Genomic DNA, 23,902 nt, shown 5'->3' with positions numbered 1-23,902 from the left:
GCCTGATCCACACGGACACCCGCAAAGGAGTACCCGATGACGTACCGCGAGCCCGCGGAGGACCAGTCCAGCGACGACCGCGAGCTGACCGACGACTTCGACCCGAAGGCACCGGAGACGTTCACCAGCGCCCACGAGCTGTACGCGGACATGCGGCAGCGGTGCCCCGTCGCGCACAGCTACGGCTTCGACGGCGGATTCTGGGCCCTGTTCCGGCACGAGGACGTCAACCGGGTACTGCGCGATCCCGAGACGTTCACCACGTCGGTCCAGAACACGGTGCCCAAGTTCGCCTTCACCGGCCGGCGCCCACCGCTGCACCTCGACCCGCCGGAGCACACCTCCTACCGGCGGGTCATCAACCGGTTCTTCACCCCGACCAAGATGCGCGCCATGCACCCCAAGGTGCGCCGGGCCGCCGCCGAGATGCTGCAGCCGATCATCGACGCCGGCGAGGGCGACATCTCCAAGGAGTACGCCCAGCGGTTCCCCGCGGTCGTCTTCGCGGAGTTCTTCAACCTGGAGCGCGAGCAGGCGGCGCTGATCAAGGAGATCAGCGCCGCCTACGTCGCCGCGATCGTCGCCGTGGACGACGAGACGGTCAAGCGCCTCAGCGGTCGGCTGTACGAGATAGCCCAGGCGGTCATCGACGAGCGGCGGGCCGCCCCCATGGACCCGGACGCCGACCTGACGACGGCACTCATGCAGGCGACGCACGACGGGGAGCCGCTGCCTCCGGAGATGATCCTCGGATGCGTGCGCCAGCTCCTGGTCACCGGGATGGTCGCCCCCAGCGTGTTCATCGGGAACATGTTCGTGCACCTCGACCGCGACCGGGAGGTCGCGGACACCCTGCGCGCGGATCCCGGGCGGATCCCGGCCGCGGTCGAGGAGTTCCTCCGGCTGTACGGGCCGTACCGGGGCATGGCGCGCACGGCGCGCACGGACGTCGTCTTCGGAGGGCGCCGGATCAAGGCGGGCGAGCCGATCGCGATGGTCTACACCTCGGCCAACCGCGACGAGCGGGTCTTCCCCAACGGGGAGACCTTCCAGTTCGACCGCCCCAACCTGGGCGAGCACATCTCGTTCGGATCGGGGGTGCACAGCTGTCCCGGCGCGCCGCTCGCGCGCATGATGATGACCGTGACCCTTGAGGAGGCGCTCGCCCGCACCACCGACTTCGAGGTCTCCGGTCCGATCGAGATGGCCAAGTGGGCGGAGTGGGGCACCAACTCGGTCCCGATGCGTTTCACCGCGAGTAAGGGGGATGAGCAGTCATGACCGGCCCGGCCCACCCCCCGGCCGACGACTTCGACCCCACGCGCAGCCAGGCGCCAGCCGACGTGTACGCGATGTACGCGCACCTGCGCGAGCACTGCCCGGTTGGCTACAGCCGCGCCTACGGCGGGCACTGGGCGCTCAGCCGCTACGAGGACGTCAAGGCGGCGGCCAGCGACCCGCGCACCTACATCTCGTCGGTGCGCGCGGTGGTCCCCAGCGATCCCCGGGGCCTGCGCCGCCCGCCGCTGAACTTCGACGCCCCCGACCACACCCCGTTCCGCAGGGCCCTCGACCGCACGCTGCACCGCAAGCGGGTCGCACGACTCGAACGCCCCCTTGCCCGGCACGCCGAACAGGAGCTCGAACCGCTCCTGGAACGGGGCAGTGGCGATGTGGCGCAGGAGTACGGCGCCCGCTTTCCGGCATGGGTCACCGTGGAATGGCTCAACCTGAGCCCGGGGACCGCCCCCGTCCTGGCCGAGCACGCGGCACGCTGGGTCAACGCCTGGCGCGACGAGGACGCCGCCGCGGTGAACGAGCACAGCGAGCACATGTACCGGATCGCCCGCGACCTGGTCGCGGCGCGCGAGCGCGAACCGCTGCCCGTGGAGCGGGACCCCGCGAGCTCGCTCCTCGCGGAGCGCCCCAACGGCCATCCCCTCGACAGGGAGCAGATCGTGGGCGCGTTGCGGCAGTCACTGGTGGTCGGGATGGTCGCGCCGCCGATCCTGCTGGGATCCATCTGCGCGCACCTGGCCGCGGACCGGGAGCTGCAGGAGCGGCTCCGGTCGCGCCCGGACCTGCTGCCGGACGCGATCGAGGAGTTCCTCCGGCTCTACACCCCCTACCGCGGGTTCGCCCGGACCGTGCGCACCGAGCAGACGCTGCACGACCGCACGATCCGCCCTGGCGAGCCCGTCACGCTGGCCTACGCGTCCGCCAACCGCGACGAGACCGTCTTCCCCGGCGCCGACACGTTCCGGATGGGGCGGCCCAACATCCACGAGCACCTCGCGTTCGGCCGGGGGCGGCACCGCTGCGCGGGCATGCCCTTGGCCCGGCTTGGACTGCTTGTGTCGCTGCGGGCGTTGCTCGCCCGCACCCGGCACTTCGAGGCCGCCGGCGAGACCGAAGGGGCCCGGATGCCCGAGGTGGGCGCGGTCTCGGTCCCCCTCGTACTGCACCGCGCACCTGAGGCCGGGTGAGACGCGCCGCTTTCACGGAGTTGAGCGGCGCCGGGGACCGGTTCCGGGCGTTCGCCGGTGCGGGCGGCACCTTCGAACGGTCCCCGAACCGTGCCGCCGGGACCGCGGTCCCGGCGGCACGGCCGCCTGCGGCTAGTCGGCGACGAGGTGGGCGTTGACGCCGCCGCGGGCCCGCGTCCCGCGCCTGCCGACGAACCCGGTGCCCTCGCGCTGGCGGCGTACGACGTAGGTCCCCGGTGCGATACCGGTGCCGCCGTGCTCGGCGTGGACCAGGTAGGCCGGCGCGGTGGCCGTGAGCACCCCCAGCGCGAGGTTGAACCGGTCGCGGGCGCTGGCGGCCCAGTGGCAGGTTCCGGGATCGGCCACGAGCGCGTGCGGGTTCCCGCCGGCGGCGCTGCGCAGCAGCTCGATCCCTTCGGGTGGCACCGCACGCCACCCGTGCCGCGGAAACTCGACATCGTCGCTGACGAGGTGGTGCGGGATGACGATCAGGTCGCCCTGGGCCTGCGGGCCGTCGATGACGGGCACGGCCGCCTCGCGCTCCAGATGGTCCAGAACGCCTCGGCCGCTACGTTCGGTGAGTTGGGCAAGGGTTACGGTCATGGCAATCACCTTCGCGGATGCTCCGCCTTCTGGCGGGTAGGGGACGGTCCTGTTGTGGGGTTGGGCGGCGAGATCGGTGATGTGGGTACGTGGTGCGGCGTCCGACGGGGCAGCGAGGGCGCTGGGTGGGCCGGCCCTCAGTGATCGCTCCTGGTGCCCGGTGGTGACGCACCCGACGACAGCGGCGACGACAACGATGGCCCGGGGTGGCGTTTCTCGGGCGCGTGCGCGCCCGTTATGTCAGGATTGTGGGTATTCCGTGCGCTGATCTTGCGGATTGGGACATGCGGGCGGCCCCGCTGCGCGAAGGCTCGATGGGTTCCGGGGAACGGCCGGTCGCGGCCCGCGCGACTCAGGTCCGCCGGGCAAGCCGCGCGTACACCTCGCCGGAGAGCCCGTAGGACCAGCCGGCCGCCGCGACCGGGTCGTCGATGCCGTCGGGTACGGCGAGCCCGTAGCGGCGCCGCCGGCCGTCGCGCTCCACCGAGCCGTTGACGGCGAGTAGCAGCCGCGACGGTGGTAGCCGGACGTCGCGGGGTGTGTCGTAGAGCCGCAGCTCGCATCCCGGGTTGCCGGGGTCGGGAGCGGACGCGAGCAGCCGCAGTCCGGCCTGCTCGATGTAGGAGTCCCAGCCCAGCCGTTCGATGGCGGTGCGGCGCACCTCCACGTTGCGTTCGGCGGCGATCCGCTCCGCCGTGGGCTCCGAAAGGACCCATTCCGGCACCGGGGTGCCGTGCAGGACGTGCACCGCCCACCCGTCGCCGAACTCCACCGCCGGCCCGGCATCGCGGTGCAGCCGGATCTGCCCGTTCGGGGCGTGCGGCAGCGGCTCGTGGTGCACGGCCCGCGGGCGTTCGGCGAGGACACACACCTCCTCGCCAGGCCACCACCAGCCGCAGCAGCGAGCCAGCTCCGCCCACAGGCCAAGCTGGTGACCCGCGGCGGCGGGGAGAGTGGCCAAGCCGAGGCGGCACCAGGTGTCGTAGCGGGCGATCCACGGGGCCTCGTGCTGGCCGGACCAGACCAGGGGAGACGCGCCGCCCGCGAGAGTGGTGAACGCGGTGCGCAACGGCCCTCCGACGGCGTCGCCGACGCTGGCCTCAAGAGGTTCGCGCACGGCGATCTCCAGCAGCTGGCGCAGGGGAACCCCCTGGCGCAGGGCCTCCTCCGGCGCGACATCCCGCGCGGCTCTGCGCTGCCCGGGAGCCAGGGGCGTCCCCGCCAGTTGCGCATTGACCAGCCGGTCCAGGTCGCGGCGCAGGTCGGCCATGCACGATGCCAGCCGGCACGCGGTTGGCCAGTCGGCCGCCCGGTTGCGCGGATGGGCGGCCCTCAGCTGGGCGGGTGCGGCGTCGGGGCGTTCCTCAGGGGGCAGACGCAGCATCGCCGCGGGGGAGTCGACCCATTGGAACCGGGGTGCTGCCTGACCGACGAGGCTGTACAGCTCGGTGATGGCCGCTTCGGCGGCTGGCCGGTCAGCGGGGAGAGTGGACAGGGCGCGGCCCAGCCACTCGTCGCGGATAGTGATGGCCTGCCGGAGCAGGTCGGACTCGGAGGTCGGGCTACCTGGCCCGAAAGGCCCGCTCATCGGGCAGCGGCGGGGCCGCCTTTCCAGTTGAACATGGAGTGTTTTCTACCGGACCCGGATACCGGTGCGCAAGTGCGGGGCGGGCACCAGCACCGCAACCTGGCCTCGCGAGGGCGCCTTCCCGCTGGAGCGCGAGCCACACGCGGCCGGAACGACGCCGAAGGTGCGCGTCGAGCTGTGGACCGCGGGTTCCGCCACGCTGCGTGACGCCGCAGGGGAGCAGGCCGAGCGGCTCGCCGGGTTCCGGGAGGCGCCGATCCCGGGTGCCGAGTTCGCCGGCCGAATCCGCGTCCACCGGGTTCCTCTGGAGCGTGAACGCCGTTTTTTTGGTGCGCGGACGCGCACCGGGAAAGTGAATCGGATAATCATTCGGGAAATGCGTTTGGCAGGCGAATAAAGATCTTTCTGTGTGGGCGAATAAAAGAGATTGGATTCCTTTTCGGGTTCTCGGGTGCGGGTTCCCGGGAGAGTGCTCGCGTCGCGGTCGGCGCCGTGTCGTGGCGTACTTTACTCCAGCGCACGGAGCGCCTGCGGCGTTCCTGGCGTCCCTCGCGGAAGACGGGTGCCGCAGGTGTCCGGAGTGCCTGCCGAGGTTCCTGGGGCGGCGCGGATTTCTGGCCGCCGACGGGTTCGGTCGGGCGTCTGGCGGCCGACCGGAAGCGCGGGATCAATTGACCCCCTGTGGGCGATGAAATATAATGAGGAGGTGCTTGGCGATGTGAAGGGAAGTGAAATGACCGCTGCGGTCGTCCCGAACTACATCAGCGAATTCTGCCGGCGGTGCGGGCGTTCGCTCCGCGCCTCCTCCTCCGTTACCCGCGGCTACGGCCCCACCTGTGTCAGCTACCTCCACGAGGCCCGAGAGGCCGCCGACCTCACCGATTTCCACCCCTGGCAGGCCGACAAGGCATCCGAACTGATCGAGACCTGCGGCCTGGTGCCCACCAGCCATCCGGAGGTCTTCCGGTCCGTGAGCAGCGACGGTTCGCGGGCCTACCTGAGCACTGCGGAGGGCTGCACCTGCAAGGCCGGGCAGTACCGGGTTCCGTGCTACCACCGCGCCGGTGTGGCGATGATGCGGGCCACCCGGCGGCTACGCCGCGCCCGGCGCCCGGTCCGCTGAGCCACCCGGAGGTCCGATGAACGGGGCGGGCGGGACATCGTTCCCGCCCGCCCCGCGCTGTTGGTGCCCAGTGCCGGGGAGACGCCGGGCGTGCCGGACGGTGTGCGGCGCCTACCGCTGCCGGCCGACCACCGCGTCGCGGGCGCGGTCGACCAGGCCGGCGCCGGGAGCGACCACCTTGTTCAGCGGTGGGGTGTCCGGAGCGTTCGGATGCGGCCGCGTCGGAGCGAGGTACTTGGCGCGGGCGATCTTGTCACCCAGGTCGCGAAGCTCCTCGGGGGCGGCGTTCGCGCGCAGCGCCACGAAAAGCCGCCTCTCTTCGTCCTTCACGTGCTCGCGCACGCTGGTGATCAGCTCGTTCAGGGTGGATTCGAACTCGGGATCCGTCACGGGAAGATCCTCGAGCTGCTTCATGAGCCGATCGACTTCGGCGTGGTCCTGGATCTCCTTGTCGGCGATCCGGTCACCATCGGGAACGAGCTCCCGCGTGGCGGGGAAGACGTGCATCTCCTCGGCGACGGTGTGTTGGACGAGCTCGATGATCAGTTCGTCGATGAGCTGCCGGCGGTCTTCGTCGCTCAGAGCGGAGTCCTGCTGGAGGCGGTTGAACGTCCGCTCCGCCTCGCGGTGGTCCTTGCTGAGAACGGTGAGTACGTCGTCGTGGTTCTCCGCCATAATCCGCTCCTCTGGCAGGTCGGTCAGTTCCTGGATCGCGCGGTGAGGGCGGTCGCGGGTACCAGCCGGCATGGCTGGAGTGCCCGCTGTCCGGACGGCTATCCCCGGTGTTGTGCGAGTAAACTCGCCGCGGCCACGAGCCGTGCGACGGCGCCCCTGACAGGGCGGGAAGCGAGGAACAGCGTTGCGAATCGCCATTGTCGGGGCCGGCGTGCTCGGCCTGTCGGTCGCCCGGGAGCTCGCGGGCAACGGCGACCAGGTGACCGTCTACGAGGCGGACCGTCCCGGAGCGGGAACCAGTGGAACCACGTTCGCCTGGGTCAACTCGCACACCAAAGAGCCAACCGGGTACCACGAGCTGAACGTGGCGGGTGTGCGCGCCCACCATGCGCGCATCGCGGGCGGGAGTGGCGCCCCGTTCGGCTTCCACCCGAGCGGCACCCTGGAGTGGGCCGAGACCGCCGAGCACGACCGCGCCCTGCGGAGCGCGGTCGACCGGCTCCGCCGACGCGACTACCCGGCGGAGTTGATCGACGCGCGGCACGCCCGCGCCTTGGAGCCGGGCGCGCGCGGCCTCGACTCGGCGCGGTCGGTGGCGGTCTTTGCCAGCGAGGGCTACGTGCTGCCGGCGGAGTTCCTCGGCACGTTGCTCACCGATGCGCTCGCGCGCGGCGTCCGGCTGGTGTGCCCGGTCCGGGTGCGCGAGCTCGGAACCACCAGTGGCGCCGCCCGGATCGCGCTCGACGACGGCTCCACGGCCGAGGCGGACATCGTAATCAGCGCCGTGGGGCGGTGGACCGGGGAGCTGGCGGCCACGGCAGGCTGTTCCGTGCCGATGGCCCACCCCGACGGGCCGGCGACCGCGGGGTACCTGGCCTACACCGATCCAGTGCCGGCGCGCCTGGCCCGGCCGCTGACCACGTCGTGGCTGAACGTGCGCCCCGATGGCGGCGGCCGGCTCGTGCTGCAGGCGCTGGACTTCGATACGGAGGCCGACGCCGGCGCCCCCGCCCCAGGGCCCGATTCCGCCATGGCGCGGGAGCTGCGCGAGAGGCTCGCCGCCGTGCTGGTCGGCGGGGAGTACGCGCGCATCGCCGAGGTCCGCGTCGGGCAGCGTGCGCTGCCCGCCGATGGTCTGACCGTGTGCGGGTTCGCGGACGACCACCGCCGGCTGTACGTCGTCACCACGCACAGCGGCGTGACCCTCGCCCCGGCCCTGGCCCCCATGGTGGCCGGGGAGGTGCGCACCGGAACGCCGGCCGCGATGCTCGCCGAATTCCGGCCTGGCCGGTTCACCGCCGGCGAGCGCTCCGCGGGCGGAAGCTCGGGGACAGGGAACCCGGGCCGGCAGTGACCAGGGGCGGCCGCCGGTGGCCCGGCGGCGGACGGCCGGAAAATTTTTGGCGCGCCGGCGGAATAGATCGCTGGTGAGGTTGTTGTACTTGGTGATCGTAGCTTTCTGTGTTTGTGTTTGGCTTTGTGTTCAACGCTCGCGGAGTTTGGTGCGGGCGTTCTCTTTTTGCCCTGAGTGGCGAGGGGCGCCACGTCTCAAGTGCGATCACGGACCCGCGACCGCGGGTCCGATACCGATCGACCTGATCAGGAGACTGACATGGCTCAGGGAACCGTGAAGTGGTTCAACAGCGAGAAGGGCTTCGGCTTCATCAGCCGGGACGAGGGCGGTCCCGATGTGTTTGTGCATTACAGCAACATCGCGGGCAGCGGCTTTCGGAACCTCGAAGAGGAGCAGCGCGTCGAGTTCGAGGTGACGCAGAGCCCGAAGGGTCCGCAGGCCGAGGAGGTCCGCTCCCTCTGAGGGGTCGCGGCATCTACGGCGTAGGCCTACGCCCCTTGTAGGCCCCTCTAGTGCCGCCCTCCGCCTTGCCAAAGGCGGAGGGCGGCTCTTTGTGTGCCCGGGGGCTTCCGTGTCCCGACTCGTCCGCGACACGCTCTCCGGAGTACCGGGACCGCCTCATCTGACGGTCGCGACCGGAGCGGCCGGTCTCGATGGCGGTCGCGTCGCGCTCAGTCCAGTTGGAAGGAGCGCTTGGACAGGCCCATCCAGTAGCCGTCGATGACGGTGCGCACCGGCTGTTCGGCGTTCTGGGCGGCGCCGAGGGTGATGAAGATCGGGACGTAGTGGTCGGTGGTGGGGTGCGCGTAGCTCAGGCCGGGAGCCTGGTCGCGGTAGTCAGTGAGCGTGGGGACGTCGCCGTGCGAGAGCGCTTCGGCGGCCCACGCGTCGAAGTCGGCGGACCACGAGGGCACCGCGTTGTCGACGACCATCTCGCGGGTGAGGAAGGGCAGGCCGTGGGTCATGAACCCGGACCCGATGACGAGGACCCCCTCCTCGCGCAGTGGGCGCAGCCGGCGGCCCAGCTCCAGCAGCCGTTCCGGATCGTGGGTGGGCATGCTCAACTGCAGCACCGGGACGTCGGCGAGCGGGTACATGGTCATCAGCGGAATCCAGGCGCCGTGGTCCAGGCCGCGCGAGGTGTGGCGGTGCACCGGGTCGCTGTCGGGCATGGCGGCGGCGACCCGGTCGGCCAGCCAATGGGCATCGGGGGTGCGGTAGGACAGCGTCCAGTAGCGCGGGTGGAAGCCGCCGAAGTCGTAGACCAGGGGAGTCCCGGAGTCGGGGGCCGACAGCGAGAGTGGGGCGTCCTCCCAGTGGGCGCTGACGATGAGGACGGCGCGCGGCTTGGGCAGCCCCTGGGCCCAGGTGAACAGTTGGCGGATCCACTCCGCGTCCTCCAGCAGCGGAGGGGCGCCGTGGCTGATGTAGAGGGTGGGCAGCGCACCGTCCTCGGGAGTCCAGTGGCGCTGGGCCTGCGCCGCGGGAAGCGCCCCGGGTAGGAAGAGGTCGTAGGCGCCCGCTGGGGCGTCCGGAGTGCGGGTCAAGGCCATGGGTCGCTCCTTGGCTGCGGCGGCCAGACGCTCGGTTGAATCTTCAAGTTAAAGCTAGGCAGATTTACTTGAAGCGTCAAGTAATACACTGGTGTGGCTGGGTGAGTGAAAGGGTGGGCGGGTGAGCGCAACGGAGACCACCGGCGACGGCGAACCGCGCTGGCTGAGTGCTGAGGAACAGCGGGCATGGCGGCCCTTTGCCGCCCTGCTGCTTCAGTTGCCCGCGGCCCTCGACGCCGACCTGCAGGACGATGCCGGGCTGACCCATTTCGAGTACCTGGTGCTGGCCTCGCTGTCCGAGGCGCCCGAGGAGACCGTGCGGATGAGCGAGCTGGCGGTCATCGTCAACGGGTCGCAATCCCGGCTCTCGCATGTGGTCGGCCGCCTGGAACGGCGCGACTGGGTCCGCCGCGAACCGTGCCCCGATGACGGCCGGGCCACCAACGCGGTACTCACCAAGGAGGGGCGAGCCAAGGTCGAGGCCAGCGCTCCCGGTCATGTGGAAGCGGTGCGCCGGCGCGTGTTCGACGCGCTGACCCCCGAGCAGGTGGCCCAGTTGCGCGATATCGCCCGCAGTGTCCACGGGCGCCTCGCCCCGGAGCGCCGGCGCGGGATCTTCGCGGGTTAGGTCCACGGGTCCGGGACACGCGTGTCCCGGACCGGGTTGGCCCCGCGGTGCTGCGGCCGACCCCGCAGCGCTAGTGGGGTCGGCCCGGTGGTAGAGCAGCCGGAGGAACACCAAGAGCGGAGCCGCCGCGCGCCGCGGCCCGCGAACCCGAGGAGGAGAATCACCGTGACCCAACGTCCGACCCTGGCCCTCACCGTCGGTGACCCGGTCGGCATCGGCCCGGAGATCACCGTGCGCACGCTCGTGGACACCGGCGAGTCGGCTCCCGCTCGCGGGGTCGCGGTCGCCGACCCGGCCGTGCTGCGCCGCGCCGCGGCCGTGTGCGGGCTCGACGTCGAGGTGCGCGCCCTGCGCTCGTGGGACCTTCCCGAGCCGCGGTCGGGCGTCATCGACTGCTACGACATCGAGGCCCTGGGTGAGGCCGAGCTGCCGTGGGGCGAGGTTGACCGGCGTGCCGGCGAGGCCGCGGTGCGCGCGATCGAGGTGGCCACCGGTGCCGCCATGGACCAGCAGGTCAGCGGCATCGTCACCGGCCCCGTCAACAAAGAGGCCATCTGGGCGGCGGGCAGCACGCACCTCGGCCACACCGAGATGCTCGGAGCGCTCACCGGCGTGACCCGGCAGAACACCATGTTCGTGGTGCGCGGCAAGAAGATCTTCTTCGCGACCCGGCACGTGTCGCTGCGCCGGGCACTCGACCAGATCACGGAGGAGCAGCAGGTCGCCAGCATCGACGAGGCGCTCACCGCGCTGCGCGTGTTCGGGCACGACGCGCCCCGGCTGGCCGTCGCGGCGATCAACCCGCACGGCGGTGAGAACGGAGCGTTCGGCGACGAGGAGATCCGCCACCTCGACCCGGCCGTCAAACAGGTCCGTGCCCGCGGCGCCGACGTCACAGGGCCCGTTCCGGCGGACTCGGTCTTCCACCGGCTACTTGAGGGCAACTACGACGGCGTTCTCTCGCAGTACCACGACCAGGGGCACATCGCGGCGAAGACGTTCGACTTCGACGGCACCATCTCGGTGACGGTCGGGCTGCCCATCCTGCGCACCTCCGTCGACCACGGCACCGCCTTCGACATCGCCGGAAAGGGTGTGGCCAACCCGGGGACCATGAGGTCGGCGTTCCTGCACGCCGCGGAGTTCGCGCACTTCGCCGACCGGATCCGCGCGGAGTACGGGGACTGAGGCACCGGCCGGGCCGGCCCAGCGAGCCGGGACCGACCCGGCCGCCGAGCCGGGACGTTCGCGGCCGGTGCGCCGGCCGGCGGGCCTGCGGGGCCACTCGCCGCCCTCGACTCCCGGGCGTGTCCGCACCACCGCCGGCGCGTGGCGCGCATTGCGCCGGACAGGCGGAGAGCGGTCCGCGCTCCCGGTCTGGCTCGCCGTCCCGGTGGCGGGCAGGGCCCCTCAGATCACCCCGAGGTCCCGCATCGTGTCGGCGACCTTGATGAACCCCGCGATATTGGCACCCAGGACGTAGTTTCCCGGCGCCCCGTAGGCTTCGGCGGTCTCCCGGCACGTTGTATGGATGTCGTCCATGATCTCCGAGAGCCGCTTGTCGGTGTAGTCGAAGTGCCAGGAGTCACGGGAGGCGTTCTGCTGCATCTCCAGGCCCGAGGTGGCGACGCCGCCCGCGTTGGCCGCCTTGCCCGGTCCGAACGCCACGCCGCTTTCGGCGAACACCCTGACGGCCTCGGGGGTAGTCGGCATGTTCGCCCCCTCGCCAACGGCGATGACACCATTGCGCACCAGCGCCGCGGCCGACTGGCTGTCCAGCTCGTTCTGGGAGGCGCACGGCAGGGCCACCTCGCACGGCACCTCCCAGATCGTCCCCCCGTCCACGTACTTGGCCCGGTCGCACCGCTCGGCGTACTCCTTGATGCGTCCGGACCGCGTCTGCTTGATGTCGCGGACCAGGTCCAGGTCAAGGCCGGACTCGTCGACGATGTAGCCGGAGGAGTCCGACATCGCTACCACGGTGCCGCCCAGCTCGGCGGCCTTCCGCGCGGCGTAGATCGCCACGTTCCCGGAGCCGGAGACCACGACCCTCCGGCCGTCGAACCCGTCACCGCGGTCGCAGAGCATCGCGTTGACGAAGTACACGGTCCCGTAACCGGTGGCTTCGGTGCGCACCTGCGAACCGCCCCAGTTCAGCCCCTTGCCGGTCAGTACCCCGGACTCGTAGCGGTTGGTGATCCGCTTGTACTGCCCGAAGAGGTAGCCGATCTCCCGGCGGCCGACACCGACATCCCCCGCGGGCACGTCGGTGTACTCGCCGAGGTGGCGGTGCAGCTCGGTCATGAACGACTGGCAGAAACGCATCACCTCGGCGTCGGACTTGCCCTTGGGGTCGAAGTCGGATCCGCCCTTGCCGCCACCGATCGGCAGCCCCGTTAGCGCGTTCTTGAGCGTCTGCTCGAACCCGAGGAACTTGATGATGCCCAGGTTCACCGAGGGGTGGAACCGCAGCCCGCCCTTGTAGGGACCCAACGCCGAGTTGAACTCCACCCGGAAGCCGCGGTTGACCTGGATGTCACCGCTGTCGTCGGTCCACGGCACGCGGAAGATGATCTGCCGCTCGGGCTCGCACAACCGCTCCAGCACGCGACTGTCCAGGTACTCGCTGTGCTGGTCCAGGGCGGGTTCCAGAGACTCCAGTACCTCGTGAACGGCCTGGCGGAACTCGGGCTGGTCGTAATCGCGTCGCTCAATGTCGGCGAACACCTTGGTGGTCAGCCGCAGGCCGTTACCGTCCATCGGTCCCTGGGACATACTTTCTCCACTACCTCCTACGTCCGGCACACACCGCGGCATGATGACCGTCCTGCTGGCCATCGCTATCGTGCCACCTCGGACCGCTACCCCACGCGGCCGCCCCACGGCTGGCGCGGTCGGCACGCCACCGGAATCCTGACTCGGGTCATGACTGCTGTTCTCCGCCCCCGAACACTGAGGCGCGCGGGATGTGACCCGGATCGTGGCGGATGACCGCACCTCGTGTGTACGTTCGTCCGGGTCCCGCGTTTAGCTGCTGAGGGAGAAGGTGCGCATGATTGGGGTGATCACCGGCTTCGGCGTCATCAGCAGCATAATCGCCGTTGGGTACTTCCTGGGTTGGCGCGACTACCTCGGGGAGAACGGTCGCGAGGTCCTTACCAGGCTCGCGTTCTACGTCGCCACTCCAGCGCTGCTCTTCGACATCCTCTCCGGCGCGGACCTCTCGATCCTGGTGTCCCTTCCCGTCCTGGTCACCGGGATCAGCATCGCGGTGATGGCACTGCTCTTCTCCTTGGCCGGGGCGGCGCGCCGGTGGGGAGCCGCCCCCACCGTCCTGGGCGCCCTGTGCTCCAGTTACGTCAACTCCGGAAATCTTGGCATTCCCATCGCCGTCTACGTGCTCGGCGACGCTTCGCTGGTCGCGCCGGTGCTCCTGCTCCAGCAGCTGGTGTTCTTCCCGATCGGCCTGACACTGCTCGATCTGACCCACCGCGCCCCAGGTGAGAAATCCGGGCTGCTGCGCATCGCGACCATGCCGTTCCGCACCCCCGTCGTGGTCGGCTCGCTGTCCGGTGTCGCGGTCGCCGCGACCGGCTGGACCCCGCCCGCCCCGCTCATGCAGCCTGTCGAGCTTGTCGGATCGATGTCGGTGCCGGCGGTGCTGCTCGCGTTCGGCATCTCGCTGCGCGGCAGTTCCCTGCCCTGCCGCGGCCCTGACAAGGGCCCCGTCCTGCTATCAGTGTTACTGAAGACGGTGTGCCACCCCTTGTTGGCGTACGTGCTCGGCGGAGCCGTCTTCGGGTTGGGTGGCGACGAGCTGTTCGCCGTCGTGGTCCTCGCCGCCCTGCCCGCTGCGCAGAACCTGTTCACCTACGCCTCGCACTACGACACCGCGATACGCATGACCCGGGACTCGGTCCTCCTCTCGACGTTGTTGACCCCGTTGGTGCTGGTGCTCATCGCGGTCCTGCTGGGCTAGATCGGTGATGTGGGTTCGTGGTGCGGTGCCCGGCGGGGCGGCGAGGACGGTGGTGGGCCGGCCCTCGGGTGATCGGTTCTGGTGCCCGGGGGTTGTGGCGCCCGACGACCGGGGTCTGGCCCGTGGCTGGGGCCCATCGGTCGTGGCTGTGGCGCCAGACTCCGGGGGAAACACGGCGAAACGGGCGGGTGTGGGTGCGGGGTCCGCGGCGAGGGTGTCCGTGGGGACATGTTCAGCGACGAGAATGTCCTCGCGGTCACTCTCGCTGCGGCCCATCGCCGAGAACGTCCGCACAGTCATCCTCGATGCGCGCCCCGCCGCCGGACGGCAGCACTGGCGCCCGGCAAAGGCACGGTTCCCGCAGGGCCGGCGCCTCCGCCGCCCTCGTCGCGCGCGCAACCACCCACCCCCATCACATCTAGGCAGTGTTCTCTGGGCTCGCTGGCGCTCGCCGGGTCGGGTGCCCCGAAGCCGGGAACCTTCGGGTCCTGCGGTGTGGTCGTTCGTTCCTCGCTTGCCCACCTACGGACCCTCCAGAACCCCGGCGGCGCCCGAGTGTGTTTCTGTGGCCCGCTGCCGCTCGCGGGTCGGGCCTCCCGATAGCCGGGAACCTTCGGATTCTCCGGTGCCGCCCGCTCCGCGTCATCTCAGCGGGTGTCCCGCATACGCCTTCGGCCTGCAAGGGCTGTTGTGTCGCCGGGGCCGAGTGCCGTGTGCGATGGACCAGCGGGACCGTGGCGGCCACGAGCGGAGCGAGCACGGCCGCGGCGGCGCTGAGCCAGGACACGGCGGTGGTCAGATCGTGGGAGATGGTCAGTAGCCCGACCGCTACCGCGGGGCCGCCGGCGCCGAGGTAGAACGCGAGATGCAGCGCCGAGCTGATCGCCCCGCGGTGCTCGTCGGGGGCCGCCGCGTCGACGGCGGCGGTGGCGCCGCCATAGGCCAGCCCATGCCCGGTTCCGGCGGCGACGGCCGCGATCAGTGTCGCGAGAGGTGAACCGCCGCCGGTCGCGGCGAGGACGCTGAGGGCGCCCGTCAGGACGCCGAGGCCGGTGAGCTGAGCGAGGGGCGCGCCGAGGCGGGCGACCAGAGGCTGGGCCAGTACGGAGCAGATGAGGACAGCGCCCACGAGCCCGCCGGTGATCGCGAGATCGTCGATCCGGGCCGCTCGGGTGAGCACCGCCGGTATCACCGCGAGGAACAGTCCGGCCGCCGTCCAGGCGAGAAAACCCGTCGCCGCGGCGGTGGCGAACCGTGCCCGCAGACCGGTCGGGACGTGCGGGCGGGTAGGCCGCCAGCGGCGCGGATGCGGAGTCGAGGCGGACAGGGCCGATACCCGGCGCAACCCCTCTGCCAGGAGGGCCAGGTGGATCAGATACGGCAGCACCGTCGGCGCCGGGGCGTACTGCGCCAGCGCCCCCGCGGCGATCGGACCCGCCGCGGTACCGGCGACGAATGCCATGCCGGCCAGCATCGAGGCCCGCAGGCGCTCCTCCGCTGGGGAGTTGCGGATCATCAGCGCTGTCGCGGCGCCCGTGGCCGCGCCCAGCGCGAGCCCTTGTGCGGCGCGGCCGGCCAGCAGCCATTCCGGCCCCGCAGCGAGCGCGAAGCAGGCAGAGCCCAAAGCGGCCAGTCCGACACTGCTCCGCAGTACCGGACGAGGGCCGAGCGCGTCCGCGGCCGGCCCGAACAGCAGTAGTGCGGGAGCACTGACCAGCGCGAACGTCGCGTAGATCAGCGTCATCACCAGGTCGCTGAACCCGAAGGCGTGCTGGTAGCCGGGAAGGAGCGGGCTGGGCAGGTAGGCCCCGGCGGTGAGCACGACGAGCAGATAGGCCGCCGTGCGCCTCTCGCGCGTGCGCTTGGCGAGCTGGTTGCCGAACTCCTGGGCAGGGCCGTCATCGAAGGATCGCTTCATCAACACGTTCTTCAGCGTGCAGTACATGACTGCTGCAGAAAAGCGAACGTTTTTGCATGTGATCGTGCAAAATAGGTACATGATCGATTCGAAACTGCGGGTGCTGCAGCTCGTGGACCACCACGGCACGGTCACCGCCGCGGCCCAGGCGCTGCACTACACGCCCTCGGCGGTCTCCCACCAGTTGCGCCAGTTGGCCGCCGAGCTCGGCGTCGAACTGGTGACCCAGTCCGGCCGGGGGATCCGGTTGACCGCCGCGGCCGCCATCGTGCTGCGCCACGCCGAAGCGCTGTCCGCCCAGGCCGAGCGCGCCCGCGCCGAGCTCGCCGCCTCCGCTGACGAGACCGGCGGGTTGTTCACGCTGTGCGGCTTCTCCACAGCCGCCACCCACCTGCTGCCTTCGGCGGCGGCAGTTCTGAGGGACAGGTATCCGCAGCTCAGCGTGCGGGTCATCGAGGCCGAGCCCGCCCGCTGCTTCGATCTGCTCCTGGCCGGCGACGCGGACCTCGCGCTGCTGATCGCCACCGCCGACACCCCGCCGGCCTCCGACACCCGCTTCGACCAGCACCCGCTGCTCGACGACCCGCTCGACCTGGTCGTGCCCAGCGGGCACCCGCTGGCCGGGCGCAAGGGGGTCACCCTCGCCGATGCCGCCGACGAGGCCTGGATCCTCGGGCAGCCCGGCAGTACCTACCACCACCTGGTGCGCACCGCCTGCATGGCGGCCGGGTTCACGCCCAGGATCGCCCACTACGCCGACGAGTGGGACACCGGAACCGCCCTGGTCGCTCACCGGTTCGGCATCATCCTCGTGCCCCGGCTCGCGCGGCTGCCCCAAGACGCGCCGGTCGCCCGCATCCCCCTGCACGGTGAGCCCGCGCCGGTGCGCCGCATCCTGACGGCCACCCGTCTCGGCAGCCGCGACCACCCCGTCGTCGGCACCGCGCTGGAGACGATCACCGCGACGGCCACCAACCTGCACCGCCAACCCCGGACGAGCCGATCCGGAGGGGGCGACGGGGACGAGGCCGCCGCTCAGGAGGACTGAACCGCCGGGCAGGCAAAGGCGCCGGCGAGGGCGGAACCAACGCCATAGGCGGTGCCGCCCGGGACGGGGGATGATGGGCAGTCGGGGGCGTGCCCCTCAACGAGGCCTCGATCGCGGAAGGTCAGGACGTAATTCTCCCTCGTGCCCTGACTCTGGCCGTTGGATCGGCCGTCAGGTCGCCGCGGACGAGATTGGACGTGAGTGCGCTCCTGGAGACGTGTCGGGCGATGGGGCAAGACCGGAACGGCCGAGTAGCTTGAGGGTGTTCTCCGACTCGGAGCCTTCCGGCGTGGTGACCACGGCCACTGACTGCTCCGGCGAACGTGCTGGCACGAGGATCTGCTGAGTGACCGTGAGCGTGCCCACCAGCGGATGGCGTAGCTCGTACTCATCGGCCTCGCACGGTTTGACCCGATGGTCGTTCCACAACTTCACGAACTCCGGGCTCTTCATGGACAGCTCCCCGACCAGCGAAGCCAACAGGGAGTCTTCGGGGTGCCGCCCGGCGACGTGCCGCAGATTGCCGACCACGGCGCGAGCTTTGCGTTGCCAGTCCACGTAGAGGTCGCGGGTGTGCGGGTCGAGGAACAGCATCCGGGCCAGGTTCGGCCGGTCCGCAGGATGGTCGGGCGCGGCGCGGTCGACGTGTCCGGCCAGCAGCGCATGCCCCAGCGCGTTCCAGGCCAGTATGTCGGTCCGTCGGCCGTGGACCATAGCGGGCACGCTCTCGAACGTGCGCATAAGGTCGCGGGTCATGGGGCTGAGCCGTTCCGGCGGCGGCTTGCGCTGCGGCCGGGGACGCTGCGCGGCGAGCTCACGGAGGTGTTCGCGCTCGTACCCGTCGAGCTGCAGGGCTCCGGCGAGGGCCTCCAGGATGGCGTCGGAGGCGTTGACCGACTGCCCCTGCTCCAGGCGCGTGTAGTAGGACACGCTCACTCCCGCCAGCTGCGCGAGTTCCTCTCGGCGCAGCCCGGCCACGCGCCGCCGTTCGCGGAGCGCGGGCAGACCGACGTCCTCGGGACGCAGGCGGGCACGACGTGCCCGAAGGAACTCGCCTAGCTGGCCAGGAACACCCATTCCTCCAGTCTGCCCCGTGCCCGCTGGGCGAGCCAGACCCTGCCAGGGATAGGCAAACGCGGGGCTGGTTGGTTGCGCGGACCTGCCGCAAGCTGGGCGAAACACCAGCGGGAACCCTGGAGCGAACATGCGCGAAATCGTGCTGGGTGACGTCACGCTCACCCGGATCACGGAGTACTTCGGTTCGGTCGGTATGTCGCCGGACGTCTTCTTTCCCGAGAGCCCCGAAGGAGCCTGGCGGAAGCACGAGCACTGGCTCGCGCCGGACTTCCTCGACCCGGCCGCCAATGTCTGCGTCTCGGCCATCCAGACGTGGCTGCTGCGCAGCGAAGGCAAGACGATCCTGGTTGACACCGGTGTCGGCAACCACAAGGAGCGGCCGTACGCACCAGTGTGGAGCCACCTGACCACCGACTTCCTCGGCACCCTCGCCAAGTCCGGGGTCCGGCCGGAGGACGTCGACCTGGTGATCAACACCCATCTGCACGTGGACCACGTCGGTTGGAACACCTACCTGGACGACCGCACCTGGGTACCGACGTTTCCCAACGCCACCTACCTCATGGCCCGGCGCGACTTCGACTTCTGGAACCCCGCCGGTGGTCACGAGTCGATCCTGGGCCGCGGTAACCAGAACGTCTTCGAGGACAGCGTCGCACCGGTCCACGAGGCCGGCCGCACGCTGCTGTGGGAGGACAGCTACCGGATCGACGCGAACCTGCGGCTGGACCTCGCGCCCGGGCACACTCCCGGTTCGTCGGTGGTCACGCTGGAATCAGGCACCGACCGCGCGCTGTTCGTCGGCGACCTGCTGCACACCCCCCTGCAGTTCGTCGAACCCGACACCAACAGCTGCGCATGCGAGGACCCGGCGCAGAGCAGGGCCACCCGGCGGCGGCTGCTCGGCTGGGCGGCCGACACGAACGCGCTCGTGCTGCCCGCGCACCTCGGCGGGCACGGCGGTGCCGAGGTCGTCCGCGAAGACGACCGGTTCGCCATCAAGGAATGGGCCCCCTTCGCCCGCCTCTGACCGACTCGAAGAACAGGAGCAACGGGTGTCCGACCCAGTCGCCACCACCACCGAGGGCGCCGTCCGAGGCCGCGCCGGCGGGGGCGCACACGTCTTCCTCGACATCCCCTACGCCGCACCACCGACCGGCGCGGCCCGCTTCGCCGCACCCGTGCCGCACGAACCATGGCAGGGCATCCGGGACGCGACACGGCCCGGACCGACCGCGCCCCAGCCGCACCGCGACGGCTTCGGGGCACTCGACATGTCGCCCTATTTCGAGCCGGGCTGGATACCCGGCGACGACTACCTCACCGTCAACGTGTGGGCCCCGCTACATGCCCGGAACAGCCCGGTCATGGTCTTCGTGCACGGCGGAGGGTTCATCACCGGCTCCACCCGGTCCCCGCTCTACGACGGAACGGCCTTCGCCCGCGACGGTGTGGTGCTGGTGACCCTCAACTACCGGCTGGGTATCGCCGGGTTCCTCGACCTGCCCGACGCGCCGGCCAACCGCGGGCTGCTCGACGTCGTGGCCGCGCTGGGCTGGGTGCGGCGCAACATCGCGGCGTTCGGCGGTGACCCCGGCAACGTCACCCTGTTCGGCCAGTCCGCGGGCGCGACGATCACGAGCGGGGTGCTCGCCACTCCCGGCGCGGAGGGACTGTTCCACCGCGCCATCGTGCAGAGCGGCAACGGCATGGGCGCGTTCTCCACGGAACAGGCGGCACGAGTCACGCACGCCGCGGCCGCCGCGCTCGGCGTCGAACCGACAGTCGCGGACTTCGCCCGGGTACCGGACGAACACTTCGTCGACGTCACACCGAAGCTCGGCGGCCTGGACCTGCGGACCAGTACCCGGTTCGACCCGCTGCTCGGGCTCAGCGCGTTCAGCCTGGTGCTGGACCGCCAGCCCGCCGAAGCCGTGGCCGCGGGCGCCGGGGCCGGGGCCGGGACCACCCTTCTCGTCGGCACGAACACCGAAGAGGGCAACCTCTACCTCGCGCCGCAAGGAAACCTGACCACCTCGACCGCCGAGGACGTGCGCAACACCGCCGCGCAGGTGCACGCCGACCCGGCCGCGCTGGTGGCGCGGTACCGCGCACGGTATCCGCGGGCGAGCACGGGCGGGTTGCACTCGACGATCCTGGGAGACGCGCTGTTCGGCGCGGGAAGCCGCCGCCTCGCCGAGGCGCACGCGGCACAGGAGCGGGGACCGACCTACACCTACGAGTTCGCGTGGCGGTCCTCCGCGGTGGACGGTCAACTCGGGGCGGCGCACACGGTGGAACTGCCGTACGTGTTCGACTGCCTGGACCTGCCCGAGCTGCGCGGCCCCCGCGGCCTACTCGGGCCGGCCGAACCGCCCGCGGCGCTCGCCACGCGCATGCACTCGGCCTGGGTGGCGTTCGCCCGCACCGGCGAGCCCGGTTGGGCACCGTCGGAAACCCACCGCTTCACCGGGTGCGATTGACCCGGACCTTGCCGGATGCGATCAGGGCCGCCTGGCGGGGCCGCCTCGCCTGTGCGGTCCTCCACCACGACTGGCGCAGGGCGCATTCTCGCGCGGGGCGTCGTCCCCCGCGCCGATGGCAGCCACTTCCAGGCAAACGGTGCGCCGCGAGAAGAGGATCCGTCCGGTCTGCCCGGTGAGTGCGTGCGCGATTTCCGTGGAGCACGACCGCCGCTCCGTGCTCGCGTCGACCCGGCTAATCTGTCGTATCAGGGCCAACCGGGCAGCCCGCCAGCCCCGGGCGATGAACTTGCCCCGACCAGCAGTTCGGGGCAGGCCAGCCGGGTGCAGGCGGTCGCGGAATGGAGACGCATCATCCTCGTCATCACGAACAGCCGGGCGGGCACCGCCACCGCCGAGCGCGTCGACGCGGTCATGGAGCGGCTGGGCGGCCGGGCGAAACTCAGCCGCTGCGCCGGTCCGGCCGAGCTGGACGCCACGCTGGACCTCGGCCACGACACGATCGTCAGTGCCGGAGGCGACGGCAGCCTGCACGCCCTGGCCAACGCGCTGCACCGGCGGGGCGAGCTGGGCACCCGCACGGTGGGGCTGCTGCCGATGGGAACCGGCAACGACTTCGCCCGCGCGCTCGGGATCCCCCTCGACCCGGTCGAGGCCGCCGATACCCTGCTGCGCGGCATCGTCCGTCCACTGGACCTGCTCGTCGACGACACCGGCGAGGTGACGGTCAACGCCCTGCACTTCGGGGCCGGCGCCGACACCACCCGGGAGGCGCACCGGTGGAAGCGGTTGTTGGGGCCGCTGAGCTATCCGATGGGCGGCCTGATCACCGGTTGGGCGGCGCGGGGCTACCGGCTGCACGTCGAGGCCGACGGCGCCACCGTCATCGGTCCCGAGCACCACAGTCTTATGGTCGCCCTGGCCAACGGGGCGAACATCGGAGCCGGAACGGCGATTCTGGACCCCACCGCGCGGGCCGACGACGGGACGATCAACGTGGTGGTGTCGCGTTCCCGCGGGCGTCTCGCCCGCGTCCGGTACGGGCTCCACCTGTACCGGGGGACCCACCGCGGAGCCGACGACGTTCACCACGTGCACGCCCACACTGTCCGGGTGACGGGCAGGAAGACCCTGGGAAGCATCGACGGTGAGGTCAAGGAGGAGCTCGTCGGCCGCACGTGGCGCATCCTGCCGGGGGTGTGGAACTTCCTGGTGCCCAAGGAGTATCTGGACGGCTGACCCGGCCTGTTCGTCCGCGGGTGGTTGAACAGCCCCCGGCGGAACGGCCGTACCGGCTTTCCCGCCCGCGCGGCGCCACCCGCAGAGGGCGGCAGTGAGGACCAGCGGGACCGTGAGCAGCGCCGGCACCCCGCCTGGGCGGCGATCCCGAGACCTCCGCCCCCGCCTGCGCGGGGTCCCCGGGTGCGGGGCAGGGCTCAGCTCAGCACGCCGCGGCGGTAGGCCTCGGCGACGGCGGCGGCGCGGTCGCGCACCCCCAGCTTGTCGTAGATGTGCTGCAGGTGGGTCTTGATACTGGCCTCGCTGATGAACAGGCGCGCGGCGGCGGTGCGGTTGGACGCGCCGCCGGCCACCAGGCGCAGCACCTCCAGCTCGCGGTCGCTGAGGACCTGCCCTCCGGCCGGGGTGCGCACCTGGGCCATGAGGTGTCCGGCCACGGTGGGCGCGAGCACGGACTCTCCTCGGCGCACCGCGCGCACCGCGCGCAGCAGCTCCTCGGTGGGGGCGTCCTTGAGCAGGTATCCGGCCGCTCCCGCCTCGATCGCGGGCAGCACGTCGCTCTCGCCGTCGAAGGTGGTGAGCACCAGCGCCCGCGCGCCGGGCGCGCGGGCGGCCAGCGCGGCGATCGCCTGCACACCGTCCATCTCCGGCATTCGCAGGTCCATCAGCACCACGTCCACCCCCAGCTCGGCCGCCCGCTCCACCGCCTCGCGCCCGTCGGCTGCCTCCCCGGCCACCTCGATGTCGGCCTCGGCGGCGAAAGCCCCGCGCACCCCGTCGCGGACCACCGGGTGGTCGTCGGCGATCAGAACCTTGATCATGGCGTGTCTCCAGGGACGGGGAGAGGGGCGTCCTGCTCGGCGAGGGCCTCATGATCGGTGGAGGGCGACCGGTCGAGGGAGAGACCCACCGTGATCGCGGGCACGCTGGCACTCACCGCGGTGCCCTCGCCCGGAGTGCTCTCGACCGCCACGCTGCCCCCCCACGCCGCGGATGCGCTGGGTCATGCTGTTGATGCCGAACCCTGTTCCGCGGGCGGACTCCATGCCCCTGCCGTCGTCGCGGACGTCCAGCAGCACCACGTCGTCCAGGTAGGACAGCGTCACCCCCACCCGGGACGCCTCGGCGTGCTTGGCCACGTTGGTCAGCGCCTCCTGGGCCATGCGGTACAGCGCCACCTCGATCGCCGGACTCAGCGGCACGCGTTCCCCCGTCACCTCGACCGTCGCCCGCACATCGTTCTCCGTAGCCCAGCGGCGCACCAGGGTGTCCAGCGCGTCGGGCAGATGCGCTTCGGCCAGGTCCTGCGGGCGCAGCGCCTCCACCGAACGGCGGGCCTCGGCCAGGCTGTCCTTGGCCAGGGCCAGCGCGCGGTCCAGGTGCGGGCGGGACTGCTGCGGATCCTGCCAGATCCGCTGGGCGGCCTGGACCTGGGTGATGATGCCGGTGAGCCCCTGGGCCAGGGTGTCGTGGATCTCCCGCGCCATGCGCTGGCGCTCGTCCAGCGCCCCGGCCTCCCGGGCCTGGGTGAGCAACTGGGCGTGCAGCCCGGCGTTCTCCTCCAGTGCTTCCTCCAGCTTGACCATCGTCTCCTCGCGCTTGCGGTCCATCTTGGTGCCCACTGCGCCGAACACGATCCCCACGCTGATGGCCCCCGTCTGGATCAGCACCACCGCGATATAGGTGCCCACGTCCTGCGCGGTGATGTCGCTGACGTTGAGCACGGAGGAGGTGTTGAGGAGCAGCGAGGTGGCGAACACGCCACCGACGCCCAGGGGAACCGGCCTCAGATGGAAGGCGTGGAAGAAGCCGGTGATCGCGAACAGCAGGAATATCTGGTCGCGCTGCATGAGAGCGGCGGCCACGGCGAGCAGGCCGGCGAAGTAGACCAGCATGGGCAGGGGGCGCTCGCGCTGCTGCGCTGATGTCCTGGTGTGCCCGAGGTAGACCCAGCAGGCCGCGACCGCGGCCAAGGCCAGAGTCAGGCCCCGCTGCCCCCAGTCCTGCGGCGTGAGAACCTGGCTGATCGCTACCGGTATCGCCAGCAGCACCCACGGGGCCAGGGTGAGCAGCCAGTTCCAGCTGGCCTCCCAGGCCGGGCGGGGGCTCGCCATGCTGTGTGCCTGCCGGCCGCTCATCGCCATCCTT

Annotated in this window: 22 protein-coding genes; 13 read left to right on the top strand and 9 right to left on the bottom strand. The window is 71.2% G+C overall.

Annotated features, from left to right (window positions below):
* Window positions 1–36 precede the first annotated feature (36 nt).
* Both F4561_RS16885 and F4561_RS16880 read left to right on the top strand, forming a co-directional pair.
* The gene (locus tag F4561_RS16885; protein ID WP_184580213.1) at window positions 37–1,281 is read left to right on the top strand and encodes a cytochrome P450; all 1,245 of its coding nucleotides are present in this window, start codon (window positions 37–39) and stop codon (window positions 1,279–1,281) included.
* Window positions 1,278–2,486 carry a cytochrome P450 gene (locus tag F4561_RS16880; RefSeq protein WP_184580211.1) on the top strand — a complete coding sequence of 403 codons (1,209 nt, stop codon included), beginning with the start codon at window positions 1,278–1,280 and terminating at the stop codon, window positions 2,484–2,486. Before F4561_RS16885 ends, F4561_RS16880 begins: the two co-directional genes overlap by 4 nt.
* A 132-nt stretch (window positions 2,487–2,618) precedes the next feature.
* Here F4561_RS16880 and F4561_RS16875 read toward each other — a convergent pair whose 3' ends face one another.
* Window positions 2,619–3,089, bottom strand: a complete 471-nt coding sequence (locus F4561_RS16875) for a DUF8820 family protein (RefSeq protein WP_184580209.1) — start codon at window positions 3,087–3,089, stop codon at window positions 2,619–2,621.
* 352 nt (window positions 3,090–3,441) lie between these two features.
* Window positions 3,442–4,677: a DUF6745 domain-containing protein gene (locus F4561_RS16870; protein ID WP_184580207.1), complete on the bottom strand. Its 1,236-nt coding sequence runs from the start codon at window positions 4,675–4,677 to the stop codon at window positions 3,442–3,444.
* A 163-nt stretch (window positions 4,678–4,840) separates the two neighbouring features.
* Here F4561_RS16870 and F4561_RS16865 point away from each other — a divergent pair, with 163 nt between their 5' ends.
* On the top strand, window positions 4,841–5,074 hold the full coding sequence (locus tag F4561_RS16865; protein WP_184580205.1) for a hypothetical protein: 234 nt from the start codon (window positions 4,841–4,843) through the stop codon (window positions 5,072–5,074).
* Window positions 5,075–5,410: 336 nt separating this feature from the next.
* Complete coding sequence (locus F4561_RS16860; protein WP_184580203.1) at window positions 5,411–5,800, top strand: DUF6011 domain-containing protein; 390 nt, start codon at window positions 5,411–5,413, stop codon at window positions 5,798–5,800.
* 111 nt (window positions 5,801–5,911) lie between these two features.
* Here the strand turns inward: F4561_RS16860 and F4561_RS16855 are convergent, their stop codons facing one another.
* Window positions 5,912–6,547 (bottom strand): hemerythrin domain-containing protein, encoded by a 636-nt coding sequence (locus F4561_RS16855; RefSeq protein ID WP_246437214.1) that lies wholly within the window; start codon window positions 6,545–6,547, stop codon window positions 5,912–5,914.
* Window positions 6,548–6,659: 112 nt separating this feature from the next.
* On the opposite strand from F4561_RS16855, the gene F4561_RS16850 reads away from it, so the two are divergent.
* Both F4561_RS16850 and F4561_RS16845 read left to right on the top strand, forming a co-directional pair.
* A complete protein-coding gene (locus F4561_RS16850; protein WP_184580201.1) occupies window positions 6,660–7,829 on the top strand; it encodes an NAD(P)/FAD-dependent oxidoreductase in 1,170 nt (389 codons plus the stop codon).
* Window positions 7,830–8,087: 258 nt separating this feature from the next.
* Window positions 8,088–8,291 (top strand): cold-shock protein, encoded by a 204-nt coding sequence (locus tag F4561_RS16845; RefSeq protein WP_184580199.1) that lies wholly within the window; start codon window positions 8,088–8,090, stop codon window positions 8,289–8,291.
* Between the two features lie 209 nt (window positions 8,292–8,500).
* Here the strand turns inward: F4561_RS16845 and F4561_RS16840 are convergent, their stop codons facing one another.
* Window positions 8,501–9,382 (bottom strand): dioxygenase family protein, encoded by an 882-nt coding sequence (locus tag F4561_RS16840; protein WP_184580197.1) that lies wholly within the window; start codon window positions 9,380–9,382, stop codon window positions 8,501–8,503.
* A 121-nt stretch (window positions 9,383–9,503) separates the two neighbouring features.
* Between F4561_RS16840 and F4561_RS16835 the strand changes: the two genes are divergently transcribed.
* Both F4561_RS16835 and pdxA read left to right on the top strand, forming a co-directional pair.
* Window positions 9,504–10,010 (top strand): MarR family winged helix-turn-helix transcriptional regulator, encoded by a 507-nt coding sequence (locus tag F4561_RS16835; protein WP_184580194.1) that lies wholly within the window; start codon window positions 9,504–9,506, stop codon window positions 10,008–10,010.
* Between the two features lie 165 nt (window positions 10,011–10,175).
* The gene (gene pdxA, locus F4561_RS16830; protein WP_184580192.1) at window positions 10,176–11,198 is read left to right on the top strand and encodes a 4-hydroxythreonine-4-phosphate dehydrogenase PdxA; all 1,023 of its coding nucleotides are present in this window, start codon (window positions 10,176–10,178) and stop codon (window positions 11,196–11,198) included.
* 222 nt (window positions 11,199–11,420) lie between these two features.
* Here pdxA and gdhA read toward each other — a convergent pair whose 3' ends face one another.
* Window positions 11,421–12,785: an NADP-specific glutamate dehydrogenase gene (gene gdhA, locus F4561_RS16825; RefSeq protein WP_246437213.1), complete on the bottom strand. Its 1,365-nt coding sequence runs from the start codon at window positions 12,783–12,785 to the stop codon at window positions 11,421–11,423.
* A 277-nt stretch (window positions 12,786–13,062) separates the two neighbouring features.
* Between gdhA and F4561_RS16820 the strand changes: the two genes are divergently transcribed.
* Window positions 13,063–13,989 (top strand): AEC family transporter, encoded by a 927-nt coding sequence (locus F4561_RS16820; protein WP_184580190.1) that lies wholly within the window; start codon window positions 13,063–13,065, stop codon window positions 13,987–13,989.
* A 418-nt stretch (window positions 13,990–14,407) separates the two neighbouring features.
* Here the strand turns inward: F4561_RS16820 and F4561_RS16815 are convergent, their stop codons facing one another.
* Entirely contained in the window at window positions 14,408–15,907 is a 1,500-nt protein-coding gene (locus F4561_RS16815; protein WP_184580188.1) for an MFS transporter, read from the bottom strand.
* A gap of 79 nt (window positions 15,908–15,986) precedes the next feature.
* Here F4561_RS16815 and F4561_RS16810 point away from each other — a divergent pair, with 79 nt between their 5' ends.
* Window positions 15,987–16,955 carry a LysR family transcriptional regulator gene (locus F4561_RS16810; RefSeq protein WP_184580186.1) on the top strand — a complete coding sequence of 323 codons (969 nt, stop codon included), beginning with the start codon at window positions 15,987–15,989 and terminating at the stop codon, window positions 16,953–16,955.
* 171 nt (window positions 16,956–17,126) lie between these two features.
* On the opposite strand, the gene F4561_RS16805 is transcribed toward F4561_RS16810, so the two are convergent.
* A complete protein-coding gene (locus F4561_RS16805) occupies window positions 17,127–18,032 on the bottom strand; it encodes a helix-turn-helix transcriptional regulator (RefSeq protein WP_184580184.1) in 906 nt (301 codons plus the stop codon).
* 127 nt (window positions 18,033–18,159) lie between these two features.
* On the opposite strand from F4561_RS16805, the gene F4561_RS16800 reads away from it, so the two are divergent.
* The 3 genes from F4561_RS16800 to F4561_RS16790 all read left to right on the top strand — a co-directional run bounded on the left by F4561_RS16800 (window position 18,160) and on the right by F4561_RS16790 (window position 21,754).
* Window positions 18,160–19,062 (top strand): MBL fold metallo-hydrolase, encoded by a 903-nt coding sequence (locus tag F4561_RS16800; protein WP_184580182.1) that lies wholly within the window; start codon window positions 18,160–18,162, stop codon window positions 19,060–19,062.
* A gap of 25 nt (window positions 19,063–19,087) precedes the next feature.
* Window positions 19,088–20,515, top strand: a complete 1,428-nt coding sequence (locus tag F4561_RS16795) for a carboxylesterase/lipase family protein (RefSeq protein WP_184580180.1) — start codon at window positions 19,088–19,090, stop codon at window positions 20,513–20,515.
* A gap of 324 nt (window positions 20,516–20,839) precedes the next feature.
* A complete protein-coding gene (locus tag F4561_RS16790) occupies window positions 20,840–21,754 on the top strand; it encodes a diacylglycerol/lipid kinase family protein (RefSeq protein ID WP_312885322.1) in 915 nt (304 codons plus the stop codon).
* A 197-nt stretch (window positions 21,755–21,951) separates the two neighbouring features.
* On the opposite strand, the gene F4561_RS16785 is transcribed toward F4561_RS16790, so the two are convergent.
* A complete protein-coding gene (locus tag F4561_RS16785; RefSeq protein WP_184580178.1) occupies window positions 21,952–22,575 on the bottom strand; it encodes a response regulator in 624 nt (207 codons plus the stop codon).
* A 48-nt stretch (window positions 22,576–22,623) separates the two neighbouring features.
* Window positions 22,624–23,892 carry a sensor histidine kinase gene (locus tag F4561_RS16780; protein ID WP_184580176.1) on the bottom strand — a complete coding sequence of 423 codons (1,269 nt, stop codon included), beginning with the start codon at window positions 23,890–23,892 and terminating at the stop codon, window positions 22,624–22,626.
* Window positions 23,893–23,902 lie beyond the last annotated feature (10 nt).

It is taken from the genome of Lipingzhangella halophila, from assembly GCF_014203805.1.
Taxonomy (GTDB): domain Bacteria; phylum Actinomycetota; class Actinomycetes; order Streptosporangiales; family Streptosporangiaceae; genus Lipingzhangella; species Lipingzhangella halophila.
Note: the sequence above shows the minus strand (reverse complement) of the source record. Positions and strands in the feature narration are given on the sequence as shown.